Below are 23043 nucleotides of genomic sequence, written 5' to 3' on the forward strand. Positions count from 1 at the left end.
TGTTATGAATTCAGAATTTTTGATGCTTCCACATTTTGATCCGACTATTTTCACTTTCGGTGATAGTAATATTGGGCTGCGTTGGTATGGCTTAATGTATCTATTAGGCTTTATTTTTGCCCGCTGGTTAGCTGTTCGTCGTGCCAATCAACCTAATAGTGGTTGGACTGTGGATCAAGTGGATACGTTACTTTTTAATGGCTTTATGGGCGTATTCTTAGGTGGTCGCATTGGTGATGTCTTTTTCTATAACTTCGATCATTTTGTTCAAGATCCGTTGTATTTATTCCGTGTTTGGGAAGGAGGAATGTCATTCCATGGTGGATTAATTGGGGTGATTATCTCAATGATTTGGACCTCTTATTCTCAAAAAAGAAGTTTTTGGCAAACAGCAGATTTCGTGGCGCCCTTGATTCCATTTGGTTTAGGGATGGGACGAATTGGTAACTTCATCAATTTAGAACTTTGGGGACGAGAAACGGATGTCCCTTGGGCTATGATTTTCCCGAATGATCCATTGTTATTACCTCGCCATCCTTCACAGCTTTATGAGGCGTTCTTAGAAGGTTTCGTGTTGTTTATTATTCTGAATGTCTTCATTAAAAAGCCTCGTCCTGTGGGCTCAGTGGCTGGATTATTCCTGGTTGGTTACGGGATTTTCCGTTTTATCGTTGAATATGTTCGTGAGCCTGAAGTGGAATCTTTCTTAGGCATCATGACACGTGGCCAGGCTCTTTGCTTACCTATGATTATTGGCGGTGGATTAATTATAGCATGGGCATACAATCGCGCGAAAAGTGCGGTTTATCAGTAAGGAGTTTTTTATGAAACAATACTTAGATCTTTGTCGACGCATTGTAAATGAAGGTGAGTGGGTTGCTAACGAGCGTACTGGCAAGCGTTGCCTTACAGTGATTAATGCGGATTTAGAATATGATGTTGCTAATAATCAATTCCCCTTAATTACCACGCGAAAAAGTTATTGGAAAGCGGCAATTGCGGAGTTTTTAGGTTATATCCGTGGTTATGATAACGCCGCGGATTTCCGCAAGCTTGGCACCAAAACATGGGATGCAAATGCTAATGAAAATGCAGCTTGGCTTGCCAATCCACATCGTAAAGGCACCGATGACATGGGCCGTGTTTATGGTGTGCAAGGCAGAGCATGGCGTAAACCGAATGGCGAAACCATCGATCAACTTCGTAAAATTGTAAACAATTTAAGTCGAGGTATTGATGATCGCGGTGAAATTCTGACTTTCTTCAATCCTGGCGAATTTGACCTAGGCTGTTTGCGTCCTTGTATGCACACTCACACATTTTCCTTAGTGGGCGATACATTGCACTTAACCAGCTATCAGCGTTCTTGTGATGTGCCACTTGGCTTAAACTTCAATCAAATTCAGGTCTTTACTTTCCTTGCTTTGATGGCGCAAATTACCGGCAATAAACCGGGTAAGGCATATCATAAAATTGTAAATGCGCATATTTATGAAGACCAACTAGAGTTAATGCGTGATGTGCAATTAAAACGTGAACCATTCCATTCACCACAATTAGAAATTAATCCTGATATTAAAACCCTTGAAGATCTTGAAACTTGGGTGACGATGGATGATTTCAAGGTGGTGGGTTATCAATCTCACGAACCAATCAAATATCCTTTCTCAGTTTAGGCATTCAACGTGCGGTCAGATTTAGACGAGAAATTTATGCAACACGCCCTGATGCTTGCCGATCGTGCAGAAGCACTCGGCGAGATTCCTGTCGGGGCGGTGTTAGTGGACGATGAAGGAAATATTCTCGGTGAAGGCTGGAATTTATCTATCATTGAAAATGATCCGACCGCTCATGCTGAAATTGTCGCATTGCGTAACGCAGCGCAAAATATTCAAAATTATCGCCTTCTCAATACCACACTCTATGTCACCCTTGAGCCTTGTACTATGTGTGCGGGCGCGATTTTGCATAGTCGAATTAAACGTTTAGTCTTCGGTGCATCAGATTATAAAACGGGGGCTGTAGGTTCTCGCTTTCACTTCTTTGATGATTATAAAATGAATCACACGTTAGAAATTACGTCTGGCGTGTTGGCAGAAAAGTGCGGTCAGAAATTGAGTGATTTTTTCAAGAAAAGACGAGAGCAGAAAAAGGAAGAAAAGCGGGAAAAGAATCTCCCGCTTGATGTAGAGCCACAATCTTAAACTTGCCAATCAATTTCAGTTAAACCATGTTGTTTTAAATATTCGTTAGTTTTAGAAAAATGATGACATCCTAAAAAACCACGATGTGCAGAAAGTGGGGAAGGGTGCGGGGCAGTTAAAACATAATGACGATTGCGATCAATAAATTGCCCTTTTTTCTGTGCATGACTTCCCCAAAGTAAAAATACTACTTTTTCACGGTGTTCATTAAGTGCTGCAATTACTTGGTCTGTAAAAACTTCCCAACCAAATTTAGCGTGCGAATGTGCCATGCCGCGCTCTACAGTTAGTACGGTGTTAAGCAGTAGTACACCTTGCTCCGCCCATTTCACCAAGTAGCCATGATTTGGCATTTGAAAACCAGGAATATCATTAGTCAATTCTTTATACATATTCAGCAGAGAGGGCGGAATGGCCACTTCGGGTTTTACCGAAAAAGCTAAACCGTGCGCTTGATTTGGGCCATGATAGGGATCTTGCCCTAAAATGACGACTTTCACCTCATCAAATGCCGTATATTTAAAGGCATTAAACACTTCGTCTTGCGGTGGGTAAATGGTTTTCCTCGCGAGTCTCTCTTGATGAACTTGTTGTAGAATATGTTTAAAGTAAGGTTTTTCTTTCTCTTGACCGATCACATCTGTCCAGGTTTTCATTCTGTATTTCCTTATTGGATAAGCTTTGACATATTATAAATGAAATTGCTTAGAAAGGCTTTACCTAAGAGTGATGTTAATATCTTGTTAAATTAGAAGGTGTATTGAGGCCTTATTTCGAGAGAAATATTAATCTAGATCAATTTTTAAAAATTAGTCAGAAAAAAGAACCTGTTTTAGGTCAAAATTAATTGAATTCTTCAAATAGTTTGATAAAATTTGCACAGTTTAATAAATATACAACCGCCAAATTAGGAGGCACTTTATGATCAAAGGTATTCAAATTACTCAAGCAGCAAATGACAATCTTTTAAACTCATTCTGGTTATTAGACAGCGAAAAAAATGAAGCTCGTTGTTTATGTGCAAAAGCTGAATTCGCAGAAGACCAAGTAGTAGCAGTAAGCGAATTAGGCCAAATCGAATACCGTGAATTACCGGTAAACGTAGCACCAACTGTTAAAGTTGAAGGTGGTCAACACTTAAACGTGAACGTATTACGTCGTGAAACATTAGAAGATGCAGTAAACAACCCGGATAAATACCCACAATTAACTATCCGTGTTTCTGGTTACGCAGTACGTTTCAACTCTTTAACGCCAGAACAACAACGCGACGTTATTACTCGTACTTTCACTGAAAGTCTATAATTTCAGTTTGAATGAAAAAAGAAACCCCGAAGTAATTCGGGGTTTTGTTTTATCTAAAAGGTTTGAAAATTTGACCGCACTTTTCCCTTTCATCCCTAGCGATTTCCGCGCTTTTCAGGTACAATCCGCCAGTTAAATTTAATGATTTTTGAGAAAACTAATCTATTTATGAAGAATATTCGCAACTTTTCTATTATTGCCCATATTGACCACGGTAAATCGACCCTTTCTGACCGATTAATTCAGACCTGTGGGGGACTTTCGGATCGTGAAATGGAAGCGCAAGTGTTGGATTCCATGGATCTTGAGCGCGAGCGTGGCATTACCATTAAAGCGCAAAGTGTAACCTTAAATTATCAAGCGAAAGACGGTGAAACTTACCAATTAAACTTTATCGATACACCAGGACACGTGGACTTCTCTTATGAAGTATCGCGTTCTCTTGCGGCTTGTGAAGGGGCATTGTTAGTTGTGGATGCAGGACAGGGCGTAGAAGCCCAAACCTTGGCAAACTGCTATACGGCCATTGAAATGGATTTAGAAGTCGTGCCGATTTTGAATAAAATCGACTTACCGGCAGCGGATCCTGAACGTGTTGCAGAAGAAATTGAAGACATCGTGGGTATTGATGCGATGGAAGCGGTACGTTGTTCGGCGAAAACCGGTGTGGGTATTGAAGATGTATTAGAAGAAATTGTTGCGAAAATTCCTGCGCCAGAAGGTGATCCTGAAGCACCGTTACAAGCCTTGATTATTGACTCCTGGTTCGATAATTATTTAGGCGTGGTGTCATTAGTTCGTATTAAAAATGGCGTATTGCGTAAAGGCGATAAAATCAAAGTAATGTCTACTGGACAGGCTTACAACGTTGATCGTTTAGGGATTTTCACGCCAAAACAAGTGGATACGACGGTATTAAATACTGGAGAAGTAGGTTGGGTTGTTTGTGCGATTAAAGATATTTTAGGTGCACCAGTAGGGGATACCTTAACCCATCAACACAATCCTGCAAGCCATATATTGCCAGGCTTTAAGAAAGTAAAACCGCAGGTTTATGCTGGTTTATTCCCAGTTAGTTCAGACGATTATGAAGCTTTCCGTGATGCGTTAGGTAAATTAAGCTTAAACGATGCGTCGCTTTTCTATGAGCCAGAAAATTCGACGGCTTTAGGTTTTGGTTTCCGCTGTGGCTTCTTGGGGCTTTTACACATGGAGATCATTCAAGAGCGTTTAGAGCGTGAATATGATCTTGATTTGATTACCACCGCACCAACTGTAATTTATGAAGTCGAAATGACCAATGGTGAAGTCGTTTATGTTGATAGCCCATCGAAACTGCCACCGTTAAATAATATTGCGGAAATTCGTGAGCCAATTGCAGAGTGTAATATGCTCGTGCCACAAGAATTCTTAGGAAATGTCATTACCCTTTGCGTGGAAAAACGTGGCGTACAAACCAATATGGTGTATCACGGTAACCAAATTGCGTTGACTTATGAAATTCCAATGGGTGAAGTAGTATTAGATTTCTTCGATCGCTTAAAATCAACATCGCGTGGTTATGCGTCTTTGGATTATGGTTTCAAACGTTTCCAAGCAGCAGACATGGTACGCGTGGATATCATGATCAATGGTGATCGTGTTGATGCGTTAGCGTTAATTGTTCATAAAGATAATGCACCTTACCGTGGTCGTGAATTAGTTGAAAAAATGCGTGAACTGATTCCACGTCAACAATTTGATATCGCGATTCAAGCCGCGATTGGTAACCACATTATTGCGCGTTCAACCGTAAAACAATTGCGTAAAAACGTATTAGCAAAATGTTATGGTGGTGACGTGAGCCGTAAGAAAAAACTCTTACAGAAACAGAAAGAAGGTAAAAAACGAATGAAATCTTTAGGTAACGTGGAAGTGCCGCAAGAAGCGTTTTTAGCGATCTTACATGTAGGTAAAGATAAATAGGAAAGTAGAGCAATGTCGAATGTATTTTTTATTCTGTTGTTAGCCGTAGGCTTTGCCGGTTGGAAAGCGTTAGATTATTTCCAACTGCCTAACACATTCAGTATTTTGTTGCTGATTTTGACCGCACTTTCCGGCATTTTATGGTGTTATCACCGCTTTGCTGTGATGCCGAGACGTCGTCGTCAAATCGCACGCGCAGAACAGCGCTCAGGCAAAGCATTAACGGATGAAGAAAAAGCGAAAATTGAGCCTATTTCAGAAGGTTCAGAATTTATTTCTTCGCTTTTCCCTGTGTTATCCGTGGTATTCCTTGTACGTTCATTTATTTTTGAGCCATTTCAAATTCCATCAGGATCAATGGAAGCGACGTTGCGCGTAGGGGATTTCCTCGTTGTTAATAAATATACTTATGGTATTAAAGACCCCATTTTCCAAAATACGATTATTGAAGGCAATAAACCAGAACGTGGTGATGTGATCGTGTTTAAAGCGCCGGAACAAGCATTACTTCGTACAAGTTTAGGGGCAACGCGAGCGGCTTATGCTGAAAATCTTGCGTTAACATCTAAAAACAATATGTCAGGTGTGGATTACATCAAACGTATTGTGGGTAAAGGCGGTGACCGTATTATCCTTGATGTTGAAAAAAGTGCTTTAACGCTGGTTTATGGTAAAGATGGCAAACCTTGTGAAGTAGATTGTCAAACTAAAGCGTTTGAATATAAACAAGAACCCACAAATCCAGCATTCCCAACGCAAGTGGAATATTTGGAAATCGGTGACGTGACACACAGTATTTTAGTGGAGCCAATGCGCCGTTATTCGGGTATTGAATTCTATCCACAAGAAGGCTTGCCTACAGCAGAATGGATTGTGCCTGAAGGGCAATATTTTGTGATGGGGGATAACCGTGATCATAGTGATGACAGCCGTTTTTGGGGATTTGTACCAGAAAAAAATATCGTGGGTAAAGCCACTTATATTTGGATGAGTTTAGAAAAAGAACCAAATGAGTGGCCAACAGGCTTCCGTTTAGACCGTTTCTTTACAAAAATTAATTAATATGAATCATCTAGATCGACTAGAACGAAAAATTGGTTATCAATTTTCCGATCTAAAAAACTTAACATTGGCACTGACACACCGCAGTGCCTCCACTCAACATAATGAACGCCTAGAATTTCTAGGTGATTCTATTCTCAATTATGTCATTGCGGATGCGCTTTATCATCAATTCCCTCGTTGTAATGAAGGTGAACTAAGCAGAATGCGTGCAACATTAGTTAGAGAGCCAACTCTGGCAATGCTCGCCCGCAATTTTGAGCTTGGAGATTATATGTCCTTAGGTTCAGGGGAATTGAAAAGTGGAGGCTTTCGTCGAGAATCTATTTTGGCAGATTGTGTGGAAGCGGTAATTGGCGCAATGGCATTGGATTCAAGCTTTGATAAAGCGGCAGATATTGTGCGTAGCTGGTATAAAACTTTACTCGCTGAAATTAAGCCGGGTGATAACCAAAAAGATGCCAAAACACGTTTGCAAGAATATTTACAAGGTAAGCATTTCGCTTTACCAACCTATGAAGTAATAAAAATTGAGGGGGAAGCACATTGCCAAACCTTCACCGTAGAATGTACGGTAAAAAACGTACCAAATATTGACCGCACTTTTATTGCGAAAGGTTCTAGCCGCCGTAAAGCAGAACAAGCGGCCGCAGAACAAATTTTAAAAATATTGGAAATAAAATGACCGAATTAAATCAAGACCAAGAAACCTATTGTGGTTTTATCGCCATTGTAGGCCGCCCAAATGTAGGGAAATCCACCCTGTTAAACAAGATTTTGGGACAAAAAATCTCGATTACTTCTCGCAAGGCGCAAACTACTCGTCACCGTATTGTGGGAATTAAAACGGAAGGCATCTACCAAGAAATTTACGTGGATACGCCGGGACTTCATATCGAAGAAAAACGCGCGATTAACCGTTTAATGAACCGTGCAGCAAGCTCGGCAATCGGGGATGTGGATCTCATTATTTTTGTTGTGGATGGTACACATTGGAATGCCGATGATGAAATGGTGTTAAACAAATTACGTAATGCCAAGGCGCCTGTTGTACTCGCCATCAATAAAGTTGATAACGTCAAGAATAAAGATGATTTGTTGCCATTTATTACTGATTTAGGCAGTAAATTTGACTTTGCTCACATTGTGCCGATTTCTGCGCAACGTGGTAATAACGTGCATCAATTAGAGAAAATTGTTCGTCAGTCATTACGTAAAGGCGTTCATCACTTCCCTGAAGATTATGTAACGGATCGTTCACAGCGTTTTATGGCGTCAGAAATTATTCGTGAAAAATTAATGCGTTTCACAGGGGAAGAGCTACCTTATTCTGTAACGGTTGAAATTGAACAATTTAAAGTAAATGAGCGTGGTACTTATGAAATTAATGGCTTGATTTTAGTTGAGCGCGAAGGCCAAAAGAAAATGGTGATCGGTGCTCAAGGGCAAAAAATTAAAACCATTGGTATGGAAGCGCGTGCTGACATGGAACGCTTATTTGATAATAAAGTACACCTTGAACTTTGGGTAAAAGTGAAGTCCGGTTGGGCGGATGATGAACGTGCCTTAAGAAGTTTAGGTTATATGGATGAATAAAAAACTTGAGTAATACTCTATACTATTCTATTATTAGCAAAATTTTTATATTTACTAATAAAAACAATGAGATGGTAGATGAGTATCTATGCCTTAAAACCCAAATTTCAGAATTTACTTCGGCCTTTAGTTAGGCAATTAGCAGCGAAAGGCGTAACAGCAAATCAAGTTACGCTGCTTGCCTGCTTATTTTCTATTTTATTAGGTGTGGTTCTCGCACTATTTCCGACATTTTCCTCTCTTTTCTTTCTTATCCCTATTTGGTTGTTTTTGCGTATGGCATTGAATGCCATTGATGGCATGCTCGCACGTGAATTTAATCAAAAAAGTCGATTAGGGGGCTATCTTAATGAGATTACTGATGTCGTTTCAGATGCGGCTCTTTATCTTCCTTTTGCTTTTGTCGCGCCTTTTGATGGTATTCAAATCTCAAGTATTATTTGGCTTGCCGCGTTGAGTGAGTTATGTGGCATTTTGGGGCAAGTTCAAGGCAAAACGCGTCGTTATGATGGCCCAATGGGTAAAAGTGATCGTGCATTCGTATTTGGTGTGATCGGTTTACTCTATGCGGTGAATGGTAGCCTGCATTCACTTTTCTGGTGGGTAGCCAATATCGTGATTATCTTGCTCATTGTGACTTGTATTAAGCGAGTAAAAAATGGCTTGGCGGAAGTGACTGCGTAATAGGAGCAACTATGTTAGCGAGATTAATCGATTTTTTATTGTGTCGTTTTGCTTCTTTTATTACAGGCGTTCGACCACAAGCCGCAATTGCGGAACAATCTTCAGAAGGGCATCGTGTTTATTTTGCCAATCATAATAGTCATGGGGATTTTATTTTACTTTGGATTTCATTGCCTTATGAAGTAAGAAAACAAACTCGCCCTGTTGCAGGCAAAGATTATTGGACAAAAGGGGCAATTCGTCGCTTTTTAGCCTATAAAGTGTTCAATATGTTACTGATTGAACGTAATAGCCAAGATCCAAAAGCTGCCATACGACAAATGAGCGAAGCATTAGTCAATGATTCACTGATTATCTTCCCTGAAGGAACTCGCAAGATGGATGATGATTTACCACTTCAGCCGTTTAAAAGCGGATTGTTTTATTTAGCCAAAGAAAACCCTGATTGTGAGTTTGTGCCCGTTTGGATTAGCAATATGAATAATGTTTTACCAAAAGGTTTTATTTTACCAATACCATTGTTATGTGATCTTTATGTTGGCGAACCATTAAAGATTGAGAACGGAGAGGCTAAAGAGGGCTTTTTAACACGCACTCAATCGGCATTATTAAGTTTAAATGTCAGTGAAAAAGGCAAATCTTAGGAGCAAATGATGACAGAAATATGGCAACTCTTCGGTGGTTTATTTATCGCCTTAATTTTTGCTTCCTCAGTGGGATATATTTTAAAACGCAGAGCTGGCGTGGATACACCGAATAGCGTTATTGATAACCTGAATGCTCGCATCAATGCTTGGTGGGTGATGATTGGGATTATCTTTATTGCGAGTTTATTGGGCTTTTATGGCGTAATTGGGCTCTTTTTGATTATTTCATTTATGGGATTGCGTGAGTTTCTTTCTCTATTGAATATTCGTCGAGGCGATCATCTTGCGCTAGCCGCTTGTTTTTATGTGATCTTGCCATTGCAATATTTTTTAGTCGCCATTGATTGGTTTAGCATGTTCACGATTTTTATTCCCGTGTATGGTTTCTTATTTTTACCGATTCTGTCGGCATTACTCGGCGATCCGGCACATTTCTTAGACCGATCAACGAAAATTCAGTGGGCATTGATGATTAGTGTATTCTGTATTTCACATATTCCCGCTTTATTGACCCTTGATATCTCTGGTTATGAAGGAAAAAATCTTTTATTAATGATCTTCTTAATCTTGGTAGTACAGTCAAGTGATGTGTTGCAATACGTTTGGGGTAAACTCTTCGGTAAGCATAAAATTGCGCCAACCTTATCGCCATCTAAAACGGTAGAAGGTTTTGTTGGCGGGGTATTAAGCGCAAGTTTATTAGGTATGCTGCTTCATTGGATGACACCATTTAACGCATGGCAAGCTTTTTTAATGAGTCTGTTAATTTGCTTAATGGGATTCTTAGGGGGGCTCGTGATGTCAGCAATGAAACGCAGTATGGGCGTGAAAGACTGGGGGAATATGATCAGTGGACATGGTGGTATTTTAGATCGTATGGATTCGCTTTGTTTCTCTGCACCAATTTTTTTCCATGTGGTGCGCTATTTTTGGGCTTAGTTATGAATCATGAAATAAAAAAGAGCGGTTAATTAACCGCTCTTTTTCTATTATTGACGATAGGTTTCTAAGAAACGTGCCAATTTGCCAATTGCCTCTTCTAATTGACCGGTATAAGGAAGTGTCACTACACGGAAGTGATCCGGTGAGTGCCAGTTAAAGCCTTTACCATGTACTAAAAGCACTTTCTCTTTGCGTAGTAAATCGAGTACAAATTTTTCATCACTGTGAATGTTGAATTTTTTGATGTCGAGTTTCGGGAACATATACATTGCCCCCATTGGTTTTACGCAGCTAACACCAGGGATTTGAGTGAGCAACTCGTAGGCTTTATTACGTTGCTCAAGTAAACGACCGCCAGGTTGAATAAATTCATTAATGCTTTGATAGCCACCTAATGCGGTTTGAATCGCATGCTGCATTGGTACGTTTGCGCATAAACGCATAGACGCCAGCATATCTAAGCCTTCAATATAGCCTTTTGCATGTTGTTTTGGCCCATTTAAAATCATCCAACCTTGACGGAAACCTGCAACACGATACGCTTTTGATAAACCATTGAATGTAATCGTTAGTACATCTGGTGCAAGGGCGGCGATATGGTGGTGGACAGCACCATCGTAGAGAATTTTGTCATAAATTTCATCCGCAAAAATAATCAGATTATTTTCACGTGCAACCTCGATAATTTCTTCGAGTAATGCTTTGCTATATACCGCACCAGTCGGGTTATTTGGATTGATTACCACGATAGCTTTAGTTTTGGCATTGACTTTCGCGCGAATATCATCAATAGCAGGGAACCAACCCGCTTCTTCATCACATAAATAATGTACCGCTTTTCCGCCAGAAAGCGTCACCGCAGCCGTCCATAACGGATAATCTGGCATTGGGACTAATACTTCATCACCATCATTAAGAAGGGCTTGCATTGACATGGTAATCAATTCAGACACACCATTCCCGATGTACACATCGTTTACCGTTGAATCATGAATACCTTTGGATTGGTAGTATTGCACGATAGCTTTACGTGCAGAATACAAGCCTTTAGAGTCACAATAACCTTGTGCAGAAGGTAAGTTGCGGATGACATCCACTAAAATTTCATCTGGCGCTTCGAAGCCAAATGGGGCAGGGTTACCGATATTCAGTTTTAAGATTTTGTTGCCTTCTTCTTCTAGGCGTAAAGCTTCTTTGTGAACCGGTCCGCGAATATCGTAGCAAACGTGTTCTAATTTGTCTGATTTTGGAAATGAGCGCATTAATAACATCCTATGATAATTAGATTTTCATTCAAAAATTACGTCTAATTTACGCTTAAATTCTTATCTTGAAAAGATTTAATAAAAAAATTTTTTGAATGTATTAAAGTGCGGTAGAATACAGGCTAATTTTTTGTGTGTTTTATTATTTTTCATGGGCCCTTTAGAACAAGCTAAATCTGAGCTAATTCGCCAGTTTGAAACCTTGGCGACAACTGATCAGCAATCCGCTATTGTACGTCTTCAGACGAAGATGAAATTGGGTGTTGATCTTTTGGCATGGATGAAAGGGCAGTTTGTTTATCCACAATTTTATTTACGTTTTCGTGATGAAGATAAAACCGTCGCAGCGGTGGGGAAAGTGCGGTCATTTTCAGATGTGAATTTGGCACAGCAATTTATTCAAGAGCACGATTTCCCTTTGGTGGGCGGTTTACAGTTCCAAGGTGAAAGTCAGTTTATTTTGCCTCAAGTTTTAATTGAACAGCAAAATGGTGAGACAGTAGTTTCTGTTTTTGTTGAAACAAATGAGCCTGAATCGGCAAAAGCGGTTCTGAATTCATTTGAAAAACTGACCGCACTTTTACCGCTCAATCAATTAACCATTGAAAACGTAGAGCCAAAAGCGAATCAAGGCACGTGGTGTGATTGGGTCAATCAAGCGCTCACTCGAATTCGACAAGGGGAATTAACCAAGCTCGTCTTAGCAAATGAAACGGTGTTTCATATTCAGGGCGAGTTAAACGGAAAAGATTTTCTTGCTGCAAGCCAAGCCAAAAATAGCGGTTGTTACCATTTTCTATGGGCAGATAACGGCCAAAACTGTTTTGTGGGTTCGACACCTGAGCGCCTGTTTGCACGTGATGATCGTCAGTTATTTACGGAGGCGCTTGCGGGCACTGCACCTGTTAGTGATAATCCAAGTGAAAATAATGAACGTGCGAATTGGTTATTAAATGATGAAAAAAACCTCAATGAAAACTGGTTGGTGGTTGAAGATATTTCACAAAATATCAGTCACTTAGTGGAACAAATTACCGTTGATGATGTCGCATTAAAGTCATTACGCAAAGTGCAGCATTTGATTCGAAAAATGCAAGCAAAATTAACCGCACTTTGTACGGATGCCGATTTACTGAAGGCGATTCATCCAACGGCAGCGGTATCAGGTTTACCGCAGCAGCAAGCGAAGAAAGCTTTGGCTGAAATAGAAACCTTTGATCGTCGTTGGTATGCTGGAACATTAGGTGTGATGAGTAAACATCTATCAGAATTTTGTGTCACCATTCGTTCGGCTTTTATTGAAGAAAACCAAGTACGTGTATTTGCTGGTGCCGGTATTGTGGAAGGCTCACAACCTGTAGAAGAGTGGTTAGAAATTGAACGTAAAGCGGCAGGGCTGATTTCCCTGTTTGCAGAGAATAACGGAGAATAAGAAGAATGTCTGTAAGCGTATTTAATCGTTGTTGGTCAAAGGTGATCTTAGAAACCTTGGTTCGCCAAGGCGTGAGTCACTTTTGTATTGCGCCTGGTTCACGTTCAACACCTTTAACGCTAGAAGCTGTGCGTTTACAAAATGCTTCTCGTGCAACGTGCCATAGTCATTTTGATGAACGAGGCTTAGGCTTTTTTGCGTTGGGGATTGCAAAATCCACGCAAGCACCTGTTGCCGTGATTGTCACCTCGGGCACAGCTGCAGCAAATTTATATCCAGCGATTATCGAAGCTCGTCAAACAGGCGTGAATTTAATTATTCTTACCGCTGATCGTCCACCTGAATTATGGGAATGTGGTGCGAATCAAGCTATCGTGCAACAAAATATGTTTGCTGATTACCCAGTGGCAAGTGTCAATCTACCGAAGCCTCAAGCAGATTATGCGGCGAAATGGTTAATTTCTACGTTAGAACAAGCTTGCTATAAACAAAAACAACAACTAGGCGTGGTACATATTAATGTACCTTTTGCAGAGCCACTTTATAATGCGCAAGAACAAGAAATTGACGGCCATCCGTGGTTAATGCCAATTCAACGTTGGTTAAGTCAGCCTAAAAATTGGGTTGATTATCAGCCATTACAACAAGAAGTGTTGATGCACGAGAATTGGGATACTTGGCGTACGAAACGTGGTGTCATTGTGGCAGGACAATTAACGCCTGAACAAGCAATGGGCATTAACGCATGGGCAAATACCATGGGGTGGATTTTGCTTACGGATATTCAATCAGGTGTAGAACCGCTTATGCCTTATGCGGATATTTGGCTGGCAAACCAAACAGTGAAGCAAAAATTACTTCAAGCTGATATCGTGATTCAATTTGGTTCTCGTTTTATTAGTAAACGTATTAACCAATTCTTAGCGGAATTCCAAGGCGAATTTTGGGTGGTGGAGCAAAGTCAAAATGCAGTTGATCCAAACCACCATACGCAAACTCGCTTTAACGCCAAAGCTCATCATTGGTTGCGTGCACACCCGCCATTGCGTCAAAAGCCTTGGTTGCTCGAACCTCTGGCGCTTTCAAAATTCTGTGCAACCTTTATCGAACAACAAGTCGGTGGCAATCTTAACGAAGCCTCATTAGCCCATCATATTGAGCGTGTTTTACCTTACAACGGTATTTTGTTCTTAGGAAACAGTCTTTTTGTACGTTTGGTTGATGCGTTAACTAAATTACCTGAAGGGTATCCGATTTTCACCAATCGTGGTGCAAGTGGGATTGACGGCTTATTAGCAACAGCTGCAGGTATCGGTATCGGTGCCGATCAACCAGTGGTGGCGATGATTGGCGATACGTCTACGCTTTATGATTTAAACTCTTTAGCCTTATTTAAGAATGTCACTCAACCGACCATTATTTTTGTGATTAACAATAATGGTGGCGCAATCTTTGATATGTTGCCAGTGGATGAAGAGGTGAAAGAGCAGTTTTATCGCTTGCCACATAATGGCGATTTCTCTCAAGTCGCCGCAATGTTTGGTTTAAAATATGCCTTACCTTACACTTGGGCAGATTTAAGCTCCGTGTTAAAACAAGCTTATACTCGCCGCCGTGCGACATTAATTGAAATCAAAACAAACCCAAGTGATGGCAGCGCAACTTATAAGCGCTTGATTGAACAAATCAGCCACGCGGTGATTGGTGAATAATTTTTTTCCCCTCTTATATAGAGGGGATTTCTTTATATGGCATTATTATGATGAATCTTGTTTTTCTTCATGGCTTATTAGGTACAAAATCAGATTGGCAAAAAGTCATCGAAAATCTACCGCACTTTCGTTGTCTCTCTCTCGATTTACCCTTTCATGGAGAGAATAAAGCTGTTGCCGTTGAAGATTTTGAGCAAACCGCTCAGTGCCTTGAAGAACAAATTCAACATCTCATAAAAGATGAGCCTTATATCTTAATTGGTTATTCACTTGGTGGACGAATCGCACAATATTATGCACTGCAAGCTAGAGTGAAAATAGGGCATTTAAAGGCAGTCATTTTAGAAGGGGCAAATTTAGGTTTACAATCTGAACAAGAAAAACAAAGCCGTCTAGTCAATGACAACATGTGGGCTGAGCGTTTTTTCCATGAAAAGCCTGAAACCGTGCTCGAAGACTGGTATCAACAACCTGTCTTTTCTCATTTAAATGAACCGCAACGCAAAGCATTAATTGAAAAGCGAAAAGCCAATTGTGGGCCAAATATTGGCCGAATGTTATTAGCTACTAGTCTTGCTAAACAGCCTGATTTTCGAGAGAAAGTGCGGTCAAGTTTGCTGCCATTTTTTTATTTTTGTGGTGAACGAGATCAGAAGTTTCGCCAGATGGCAGAGGATAATCAACTTGATTTAACGATTATTCCTGATGCTGGTCATAATGCCCATTTAGAAAACCCGACATATTTTGCTGAAAAAATAGAAAATATCGTATTAAAAATTGCTCAACCTTAAGAGAAATGCTAGGATTTAGCCCTTTCATTTTATTTGACTCTTAAGGAAGCAAAATGTCCTCACAACTTCGTAATGATCCACTTAAGGTTGCTTTAGCATCCATGGTGGGTACCGCAATTGAATTCTTCGATTATTATATCTATGCCGCTGCGGCAGTATTAGTTTTTAACACGCAATTCTTCCATAGCGGCGATCCGCTTTCAGATGATTTACTTTCTCTTTCTACGTTAGCCTTAGCGTTCTTTGCTCGTCCAATTGGCTCAGCTTTATTTGGGCACTTTGGTGATAAGATTGGTCGTAAGAAAACCTTGGTCGCCTCTTTGGTTTTAATGGGCGGCTCTACGGTCGTTATCGGTTTATTGCCGACTTATTCTCAAATTGGTATTTGGGCACCGATTTTGTTATGTATTTGCCGAGTCGGTCAGGGTATCGGCCTTGGTGGTGAATGGGGTGGCGCAGCGCTAGTCGCAACAGAAAATGCGCCAGAAGGAAAACGTGCTTGGTATGGTACATTCCCTCAATTAGGTGCGCCAATAGGTTTATTTGTGGCTAATGCAACCTTCTTCTTAGTGAGCTATTTCTGGGGGCAGCAAGCCCTTGTTGAGTGGGCATGGCGTATCCCGTTTGTTTCTTCTTTAGCCTTAGTTTTAGTTGGGTTGTATGTTCGTTTAACTTTACATGAGAGCCATGTCTTCGTTGAAGCGGAAGAAAAAGGGAAAAAATTAAAAGCACCGGTGAGTGTGGTATTTACTAAACACTTTAAACCGATGGTGATTGGTACCTTTATTATGGTGGCGACTTATTCCTTGTTCTATATTATGACTGCCTTTGCTCAAGCGTATTCTCGTACACCGGCAACCCTTTCAGAAGCGGGCTATCCTATGGGGTTAGGCATTCCTGCCAATACCTTCACGGGATTACTTTTAATGAGTGCGATCGTTTTTGCGATTTTTATCAGCATTTCAGGTCTTTATGCAGATAAAATCGGTCGTCGTAAATGGTTGATTTGGACAACGGTCAGCATCTTAATTTTTGCATTATGTATGCCATTATTCCTTGGAAACGGTACACCAACTTCTGTATTTGCTTTCTTAGTAATTGGTATGGCATTAATGGGCATGACATTTGGCCCAATGGCGGCGTTATTGCCTGAATTATTCCCAACGGAAGTACGTTATTCTGGTGCTTCTTTAGCCTACAATATTGCATCGATTATCGGGGCCACTATTGCGGCAATGATTTCATTAAAAATCAATGCACTTTATGGCTTAATGGGTGTAGGGATTTATTTAGCCATTAATGCATTCTTAACCTTGTTAGCATTATTAGCCTCAAAAGAAACTAAAAACGTCGATTTAACGCAAATCTAGTGATAAATTGATAATGAAAAAGCTGATGTAAATTACATCAGCTTTTTTATTTGTTGAAAGGAAGCAGTAAAAAAGAGCGTATTGCTACGCACTCAGATTATAAAAGTGCGGTTAAAAAACAGTGTGTTTTTAACATCAGATATGAAAAGAATTAATCTTCACCCCATACTTCTTTGGCAATTTCTTCAACATAACGGACTTTTGCCCATTGCTGTGCTTCCGTCATGATATTTCCTTCTTCAGTTGACGCAAAACCACATTGTGGGCTTAAGCAAAGCTGTTCAAGTGGAACATATTGCGTCGCTTCTTTAATGCGAGCTTTAATAGCCGCTTTATCTTCTAATTCAGGGAATTTTGAACTGATTAAGCCTAATACAACACGGCCTTTGTGTGGATTATTGGCAAAGTGTTTTAATGGTTCAAACCCACCAGAACGTTCATCATCATATTCCAGGAAGTAGCCATCGTATTGGGTTTGGCCAAATAACGCATCCGCAATAGGATCGTATGCACCAGTTAATAAATAAGTTGAACGGAAGTTGCCACGGCAAACGTGCGTGGTGATAACCATATCTGCTGGTTTAGCGGCTAATACAACTTGAATATTTTCAAGCGCTTGTGCTTTATCTGCTTCAAATTCTGGTTTTAGGTGATTGTTACAGAGTGAACCCCAATACACATCATCAAATTGTAAATAACGGCAACCTGCATCATAGAAGGCTTTGATCGCATCTTTATAAGCTTGTTGAACATCTTTGGCAAATTCTGCACGTGTAGCATAAACGCCCGTATCCCATTGAATTGGATACATTAATTGATTCGGACTTGGAATGGTATATTTTACGACGCCGCGATCCCCAACAATGTCTTTTAATTTTTTGAAATGTTCGATAAATGGGTGGTTTGGATTCCAAGATACTTTACCACAGCAGCGAGTATTATAAGGTTTAGTTTCCACGCCATTAAATTTATAACCATGTTCAGGGTGATAACCTTCGATGCCATTTAGGTTTTCTAAGAAATCGATGTGCCAAAACGCACGGCGATATTCCCCATCAGTGATGACTTGAATACCTGCATCTAACTGAGCTTGTACCAATTTAGCAATTTCTTGATCTTCAACTTCCGTTAATTGTTCACGAGAAATTTCGCCTGTTGCAAATTTTGCACGGGCTTCTTTTAAAGGTTGAGAACGTAAGTATGAGCCGACTGTATCAGCGTGGAAGGGGAGTGTTTTTGATGTCATGTTTATATCCTTCTTTTTATTTTCGTATGCTGATTTTAACGTAAGGATATTTCACGATCAAAGTAATGATTTTTTCATTTATGATGAAAATAATTAATGCAGAGAATTATTAGCCTTCAGCAATCCCCATAGCACAAACGGCAGCCGAACTCCATGCCCATTGAAAGTTATAACCACCTAACCAGCCGACAACATCCAGTACCTCGCCAATAAAATATAGGCCTTTAATCTTAGTGGCTTCCATAGTTTTGGATGAAATCTCATGGGTATCAACACCGCCCATCGTGACTTCAGCTGTACGGTAGCCCTCAGTGCCATTAGGAATAAATTGCCAGTTGTGGATTAAATTCTCTAGATTTTCTAACCGCACTTTACTTAAGTTTGCGATCACTTCGTCTTGAATCAAGCCTTGTTCTAACCAAAGCTCGACTAATTTTTTTGGTAATAAGCGACTTAATACGGTTTTTAATTGCAATTTTGGCGAAGATTGACGCATCTCATCTAAGTGATGACGAATGTTGTTATAAGGCAATAAATCCAAATGAATGCTTTCACCAGGTTGCCAATAATTGGATATTTGTAAAATAGCAGGGCCTGATAAGCCACGATGGGTGAACAGCATTTGATGAGTAAAGGTTTTGTGCTGATTCGTCGCCGCCACATCTAATGAAACACCAGAGAGTGCCGAGTAGAATTTGTCACTTTCTCGCCATGTGAATGGCACAAGACTTGCTCGCGGAGGAATCACATTTAATCCAAACTGTTCTGCAATTTGATAGCCAAAAGGCGAAGCACCCAAGCCAGGCATGGAGAGCCCGCCCGTAGCAATAATCAAATTCTGGCATTGCCATTCAACCGCATTTACCTTTAATTTAAACCGCACTTTAGGGGTGTTTTCAACGGCTTCAACATCACTCACTTCGCTTCGTAGTTGAATGTTGACACCGTATTTGTCACATTCCGTTCCGAGCATCTTCACGATATCTTCTGCACCGTTATCACAAAATAGCTGTCCTAACTCTTTTTCATGGTAAGGAATGCCATACTCGGCGACTAAAGCAATAAAATCCCATTGTGTATAACGTTTTAAGGCAGATTTCACGAAGTGTTTGTTTTGGCTGATATAACGGCCAGATGTGATTTCCATATTGGTGAAATTACAGAACCCACCGCCAGACATTAAAATTTTTCGACCAATTTTTTTACCGTTATCAAAAATTGTGACTTGTTTGCCCAGCTTTCCTAACTGTGCGGCACAAAATAAGCCGGCAGCACCGGCTCCAATAATGATATTTTCTGAATAATGAGACATAGCTTATTGTGAGGTTTGTCCTTTTTCAAAATAGTCTATCATTTTGATTCGTTGGATAACAGTACGGCGATCCACGGCTGCATTACCTGAATCTAATAATTGCTGCCAATAAGCTTTGGCTTTTTCAGCTTCATGATTTTTAAAAGCTTCAGTTGCCAATAATGTTATCACTGATATTTCATGTTTATCTTGTTTTAACGCCTCATCCATTATTTGCTGGATTTGTGGTGTGATATTTTGACCTGCTTGATAATAAAGAGCAGTCGCTTTGAGGCCTAAAATAGCGGGTGTTGTGCCTGAAATTTTTTCTGCATTGCCATAGGCAATAAGTGCATGATCAAATTCATCATTTTGCATATAGGCATCACCTAGCTGAGCCCAAAGCTCAGGGTTATTCACATCTTCTCGAATTTTATTTTGAATTTTGAGCACCATATCTTCTTTTTGATGCACCATTGATGTATCGGCTTTTTTATTAGCAAGCTCAACCATCTCTTTTTCGCCTTGTTGAACGCGCTCAAAACGATCAAGGGATAAGTAATAACTTAAAGGAAGGATCAATAAGATTGCAAAGACCCAAATGGCGGATTTTGTTTCAAATTTAACCGCACTTTTTTCTTCTTTAGGCGCTGTATGAGGTTGATTTTCAAGTGGTTTAGGGGCGTCTTCTGATTTTTTAGTGGAAAACAAAATCAACGCAAAAGCACCAATTAATAGCAAGATAGGCAATAGCCAGAGTAGTGCGGTATTCCATTGGAAAGGGGGCTTATAGTTCACGAAATTACCAAAACGTGCTGTCATCGTGTCGATAATTTGCTGATTCGTTTTTCCTTCATCTACCATTTTATAGACTTCAATACGTAAGTCATAAGCAATCGGCGAATTGGACTCAACTAAATTCTGATTCTGACATTGTGGGCAACGTAAGGATTTTGCCAGTTCAATAGCACGAGTACGATCGGCTTGGTTTTTAAACGCATAGGTATCCACCATTTCTGCGTGAGCAAAAAGGGTGAAAGTCAGTAAAAGTGCGGTCAAAAATCGGGTTAATTTTTTCATTTTACTTTTTAGTTAATTCATCAAGTTTTGGTTTGATTTCGGTAAGCCACGTTTCACGATCCATATAGCCAGAATGACGATAACGGATCATGCCGTGCTCATCGACAACATAGGTTTCTGGTGCACCATCTACGCCTAATTGCATCGCAAATTCACCACGGCTATCGTCAATGGTAAGTATAAATGGATTGCCCATGCGTTCTAGCATCGCAATGCCATTTTGAGGCTTGTCACGATAGTCGATGCCAACAATGGGCACTTCTTTTGAAATTTCCATCAAGAGAGGGTGTTCTTGTTGGCAATAGCCACACCAACTTCCCCAAACATTAAGCAGGAAAGGCTTTTGGGGGAAATCTCTTGGGCTGACGATTTGACTGGGTTCAAGCAAATTTGCTTGATAGAATTCCGGCACGGGCTTATTAATGAGCGCAGAGGCAATTTGTTTTGGATCTTTATGTAAACCAACAAAAAGTAGTAAGCAAACGCTCAATAATAAAATCAGTGGTAAAAACAAAATAAACTTTTTATTCATCGCGTTTTCTCTTCAAATTGATGACTGAACATAATGCGCCAAGTGCCATTAAAATGCCCCCGAGCCATAACCAGCGAATAAGCGGTTTGTAATGTAAACGGAATGTGAATTCGCCTTTGCCTAAGTTATCGCCCATTACAATATATAAATCGCCCCAAAAGCTAGCATCTAACCCTACTTCACTCATGGTCATGGTGCGAACATCATAGTAGCGGCGTTCCGGTACAATTTCAGCGTAAGGTTTACCTTGTTTTGACACACTAAAGAAAGCGACTTCGGCGGTAAAGTTTGGTCCAATTTCATTGGAAAAACGATCGTAGTGGAATTCAAATTGACCTAATTGTTGGCTTTGTTGTGGCGCGAGTCTAACACCTAATTCACTGCCAAAGTAACTACTCATTACAGCGCCCATTGTGGCAATAGCCACGCCGCAGTGTGCGAGAATCATCCCGAAATAGGCCAGTCTTACTTTTGCCCAATTTTGCCATAAGGTGACGAATAATACCCAAATAGCGAGGGTAAGTAATATATAAGCGAAGAAATGGAAACGTAACGCACTGTCATTCTGCAGCGCATTCCAAATCATGCCATAAGCAATTACTGCAGCTGGAATAAGTAATAACAAGCGTTTGAAAAAGTGTTTCTTATCGGTTTTAAACCAGCCTAAGCAAAGAGTGCCCGCCATGGCAAAAAGCACTAACGTGAGCAATGGCAAGAAAATACTATTAAAGTAAGGCGCGCCCACAGAAATACTTCCCCAATTCATGGCTTGGAATAGCATTGGATAGAAAGTGCCTAAGAATGTGCTGACGGTTGCCACGGTCAATACGATGTTTAAGCCTAAAATCGCTCCGGTTTTAGAAATAAGCGGAAATTTGACCGCACTTTCGTTGGTATTTGTGCGTAGCGCAAATAAACTGAGCGAGCCGACAGTCAGTAAGAAGAAAATGAGTAATAGCACATAACCACGGGAGCTATCTAAAGCAAAGGCGTGAACGGAGGTTAATGCACCTGAACGAACAATAAATGTGCCTAATACACTGAATGCAAAAGCGAGTAGGGAAAAGAGTGTTGTCCAGTAGCTAAACATCCCTTGTTTTTCAGTCACCATCAAGCTGTGTAAAAGTGCAAGTCCCAATAACCATGGCATAAGCGAGGCATTTTCTACAGGGTCCCAGAACCACCAACCACCCCAGCCTAATTCGTAATATGCCCACCATGCACCGAGCACGATCCCTAAGGTTAAGAATAACCAAGAAACGAGCACCCAAGCTCGCATAGCACGCGCGATCGCTTGTGCAGAACGATTAAAGATTAAGGCTGAAATGGACATAGCGAAGTTAACGGCAAAGCCCACATAACCGACATATAAAAGCGGCGGGTGGAAAATTAAGCCAATATCTTGCAGCATTGGGTTGAGATCTCGCCCTTCCGCAGGAGCTGGGAATGCACGTCCAAATGGATTGGAGTAGAACAAAATGAAAATAGTAAACCCAAGACAAATTAAGCCGAGTAAAGAGAGGGTTTGAGCAGCAAAAGTGCGGTCATTTTTACGAGAGAAAAAGGCAAAAGCCACTAACCAAAGACTTAATGTGAAAAGCCAAAATAAAATGGAGCCTTCATGTCCGCCCCAGGTGGCGGCGACTTTGAAAAATGTTGGTAATTGGGAATTAGAATGTGCTGCCACGTATTCCAATGTGAAATCATCTGTCGCAAAAGAGTAGGCGAGAATACCGATGGATACGCTTGTAAAAATACCGAAGCAATAGCTTAATCCCCAAGCTGTATTAGTGAGAGTGGGTTTATTTCGCCAAATACCAATTTGCGGCACGATGGAAAGTAAGAGCGCCGCGGTGGTAGCAAAGAGTAATGAGAGAAATCCGAGTTCGGGAAGCATAGTATTCTTCAGTATTAAAGGT

At 40.5% G+C, this 23043-nt stretch carries 22 protein-coding genes; 15 read left to right on the forward strand and 7 right to left on the reverse strand.

All coding sequences use genetic code 11. From position 1 onward, the window contains the following. Positions 1–4 precede the first annotated feature (4 nt). From lgt to tadA, 3 genes are read left to right on the forward strand one after another with little or no spacing between them, the layout of a single operon-like run. Positions 5–814, forward strand: coding sequence for a prolipoprotein diacylglyceryl transferase (gene lgt, locus HMPREF3263_RS03595; RefSeq protein WP_005697817.1), 810 nt, complete (start codon positions 5–7; stop codon positions 812–814). Positions 815–824: 10 nt separating this feature from the next. Then, positions 825–1676: a thymidylate synthase gene (locus tag HMPREF3263_RS03600; RefSeq protein ID WP_005697830.1), complete on the forward strand. Its 852-nt coding sequence runs from the start codon at positions 825–827 to the stop codon at positions 1674–1676. A gap of 9 nt (positions 1677–1685) precedes the next feature. Next, the gene (tadA, locus tag HMPREF3263_RS03605; protein WP_111304820.1) at positions 1686–2204 is read left to right on the forward strand and encodes a tRNA adenosine(34) deaminase TadA; all 519 of its coding nucleotides are present in this window, start codon (positions 1686–1688) and stop codon (positions 2202–2204) included. On the opposite strand, the gene ung is transcribed toward tadA, so the two are convergent. After that, positions 2201–2875 (reverse strand): uracil-DNA glycosylase, encoded by a 675-nt coding sequence (gene ung / locus HMPREF3263_RS03610; protein WP_256337386.1) that lies wholly within the window; start codon positions 2873–2875, stop codon positions 2201–2203. The two genes, tadA and ung, sit on opposite strands and share 4 nt — an antisense overlap. Before the next feature lie 250 nt (positions 2876–3125). Here ung and grcA point away from each other — a divergent pair, with 250 nt between their 5' ends. The 8 genes from grcA to HMPREF3263_RS03650 all read left to right on the forward strand — a co-directional run bounded on the left by grcA (position 3126) and on the right by HMPREF3263_RS03650 (position 10402). Next, entirely contained in the window at positions 3126–3509 is a 384-nt protein-coding gene (gene grcA, locus HMPREF3263_RS03615; RefSeq protein ID WP_005697846.1) for an autonomous glycyl radical cofactor GrcA, read from the forward strand. A gap of 168 nt (positions 3510–3677) precedes the next feature. Beyond that, a complete protein-coding gene (gene lepA / locus HMPREF3263_RS03620) occupies positions 3678–5474 on the forward strand; it encodes a translation elongation factor 4 (RefSeq protein WP_070852987.1) in 1797 nt (598 codons plus the stop codon). Positions 5475–5486: 12 nt separating this feature from the next. Continuing rightward, positions 5487–6536, forward strand: coding sequence for a signal peptidase I (gene lepB, locus HMPREF3263_RS03625; RefSeq protein ID WP_005697919.1), 1050 nt, complete (start codon positions 5487–5489; stop codon positions 6534–6536). Position 6537: 1 nt separating this feature from the next. Then, on the forward strand, positions 6538–7221 hold the full coding sequence (rnc, locus tag HMPREF3263_RS03630) for a ribonuclease III (protein ID WP_005697844.1): 684 nt from the start codon (positions 6538–6540) through the stop codon (positions 7219–7221). Then, positions 7218–8132, forward strand: a complete 915-nt coding sequence (era, locus tag HMPREF3263_RS03635; RefSeq protein WP_049379962.1) for a GTPase Era — start codon at positions 7218–7220, stop codon at positions 8130–8132. The genes rnc and era overlap by 4 nt, the downstream gene beginning before the upstream one ends. Positions 8133–8210: 78 nt before the next feature. After that, positions 8211–8816 carry a CDP-alcohol phosphatidyltransferase family protein gene (locus tag HMPREF3263_RS03640; protein WP_070852976.1) on the forward strand — a complete coding sequence of 202 codons (606 nt, stop codon included), beginning with the start codon at positions 8211–8213 and terminating at the stop codon, positions 8814–8816. A gap of 11 nt (positions 8817–8827) precedes the next feature. Beyond that, the gene (locus HMPREF3263_RS03645; RefSeq protein WP_065243018.1) at positions 8828–9460 is read left to right on the forward strand and encodes a lysophospholipid acyltransferase family protein; all 633 of its coding nucleotides are present in this window, start codon (positions 8828–8830) and stop codon (positions 9458–9460) included. Between the two features lie 9 nt (positions 9461–9469). After that, positions 9470–10402 carry a phosphatidate cytidylyltransferase gene (locus tag HMPREF3263_RS03650; protein WP_176747772.1) on the forward strand — a complete coding sequence of 311 codons (933 nt, stop codon included), beginning with the start codon at positions 9470–9472 and terminating at the stop codon, positions 10400–10402. A 50-nt stretch (positions 10403–10452) separates the two neighbouring features. On the opposite strand, the gene HMPREF3263_RS03655 is transcribed toward HMPREF3263_RS03650, so the two are convergent. Further along, positions 10453–11667, reverse strand: a complete 1215-nt coding sequence (locus HMPREF3263_RS03655) for a pyridoxal phosphate-dependent aminotransferase (protein WP_032822871.1) — start codon at positions 11665–11667, stop codon at positions 10453–10455. A 154-nt stretch (positions 11668–11821) separates the two neighbouring features. Between HMPREF3263_RS03655 and HMPREF3263_RS03660 the strand changes: the two genes are divergently transcribed. The 4 genes from HMPREF3263_RS03660 to HMPREF3263_RS03675 are packed head-to-tail and all read left to right on the forward strand — an operon-like array spanning position 11822 to position 16975. Further along, the gene (locus tag HMPREF3263_RS03660) at positions 11822–13102 is read left to right on the forward strand and encodes an isochorismate synthase (RefSeq protein ID WP_083327584.1); all 1281 of its coding nucleotides are present in this window, start codon (positions 11822–11824) and stop codon (positions 13100–13102) included. Between the two features lie 5 nt (positions 13103–13107). After that, complete coding sequence (menD, locus tag HMPREF3263_RS03665) at positions 13108–14814, forward strand: 2-succinyl-5-enolpyruvyl-6-hydroxy-3-cyclohexene-1-carboxylic-acid synthase (protein ID WP_070852978.1); 1707 nt, start codon at positions 13108–13110, stop codon at positions 14812–14814. Between the two features lie 47 nt (positions 14815–14861). Then, positions 14862–15605 (forward strand): 2-succinyl-6-hydroxy-2,4-cyclohexadiene-1-carboxylate synthase, encoded by a 744-nt coding sequence (gene menH, locus HMPREF3263_RS03670; protein ID WP_070852979.1) that lies wholly within the window; start codon positions 14862–14864, stop codon positions 15603–15605. A gap of 53 nt (positions 15606–15658) precedes the next feature. Next, positions 15659–16975 (forward strand): MFS transporter, encoded by a 1317-nt coding sequence (locus HMPREF3263_RS03675; protein WP_049384511.1) that lies wholly within the window; start codon positions 15659–15661, stop codon positions 16973–16975. Between the two features lie 151 nt (positions 16976–17126). On the opposite strand, the gene HMPREF3263_RS03680 is transcribed toward HMPREF3263_RS03675, so the two are convergent. From HMPREF3263_RS03680 to nrfE, 5 genes are all read right to left on the reverse strand, one after another. Next, complete coding sequence (locus tag HMPREF3263_RS03680; RefSeq protein ID WP_070852980.1) at positions 17127–18221, reverse strand: 5-methyltetrahydropteroyltriglutamate--homocysteine S-methyltransferase; 1095 nt, start codon at positions 18219–18221, stop codon at positions 17127–17129. 109 nt (positions 18222–18330) lie between these two features. Continuing rightward, positions 18331–19533, reverse strand: coding sequence for a BaiN/RdsA family NAD(P)/FAD-dependent oxidoreductase (locus tag HMPREF3263_RS03685; RefSeq protein ID WP_070852981.1), 1203 nt, complete (start codon positions 19531–19533; stop codon positions 18331–18333). 3 nt (positions 19534–19536) lie between these two features. Beyond that, positions 19537–20592 carry a heme lyase NrfEFG subunit NrfF gene (nrfF, locus tag HMPREF3263_RS03690; protein WP_070852982.1) on the reverse strand — a complete coding sequence of 352 codons (1056 nt, stop codon included), beginning with the start codon at positions 20590–20592 and terminating at the stop codon, positions 19537–19539. A 1-nt stretch (position 20593) separates the two neighbouring features. Beyond that, on the reverse strand, positions 20594–21124 hold the full coding sequence (locus HMPREF3263_RS03695; RefSeq protein WP_070852983.1) for a DsbE family thiol:disulfide interchange protein: 531 nt from the start codon (positions 21122–21124) through the stop codon (positions 20594–20596). After that, on the reverse strand, positions 21117–23021 hold the full coding sequence (gene nrfE / locus HMPREF3263_RS03700; protein ID WP_070852984.1) for a heme lyase NrfEFG subunit NrfE: 1905 nt from the start codon (positions 23019–23021) through the stop codon (positions 21117–21119). The genes HMPREF3263_RS03695 and nrfE overlap by 8 nt, the downstream gene beginning before the upstream one ends. Between the last annotated feature and the right edge of the window lie 22 nt (positions 23022–23043).

Source organism: Haemophilus sp. HMSC61B11, assembly GCF_001838615.1.
Lineage (GTDB): Bacteria > Pseudomonadota > Gammaproteobacteria > Enterobacterales > Pasteurellaceae > Haemophilus_D > Haemophilus_D parainfluenzae_AD.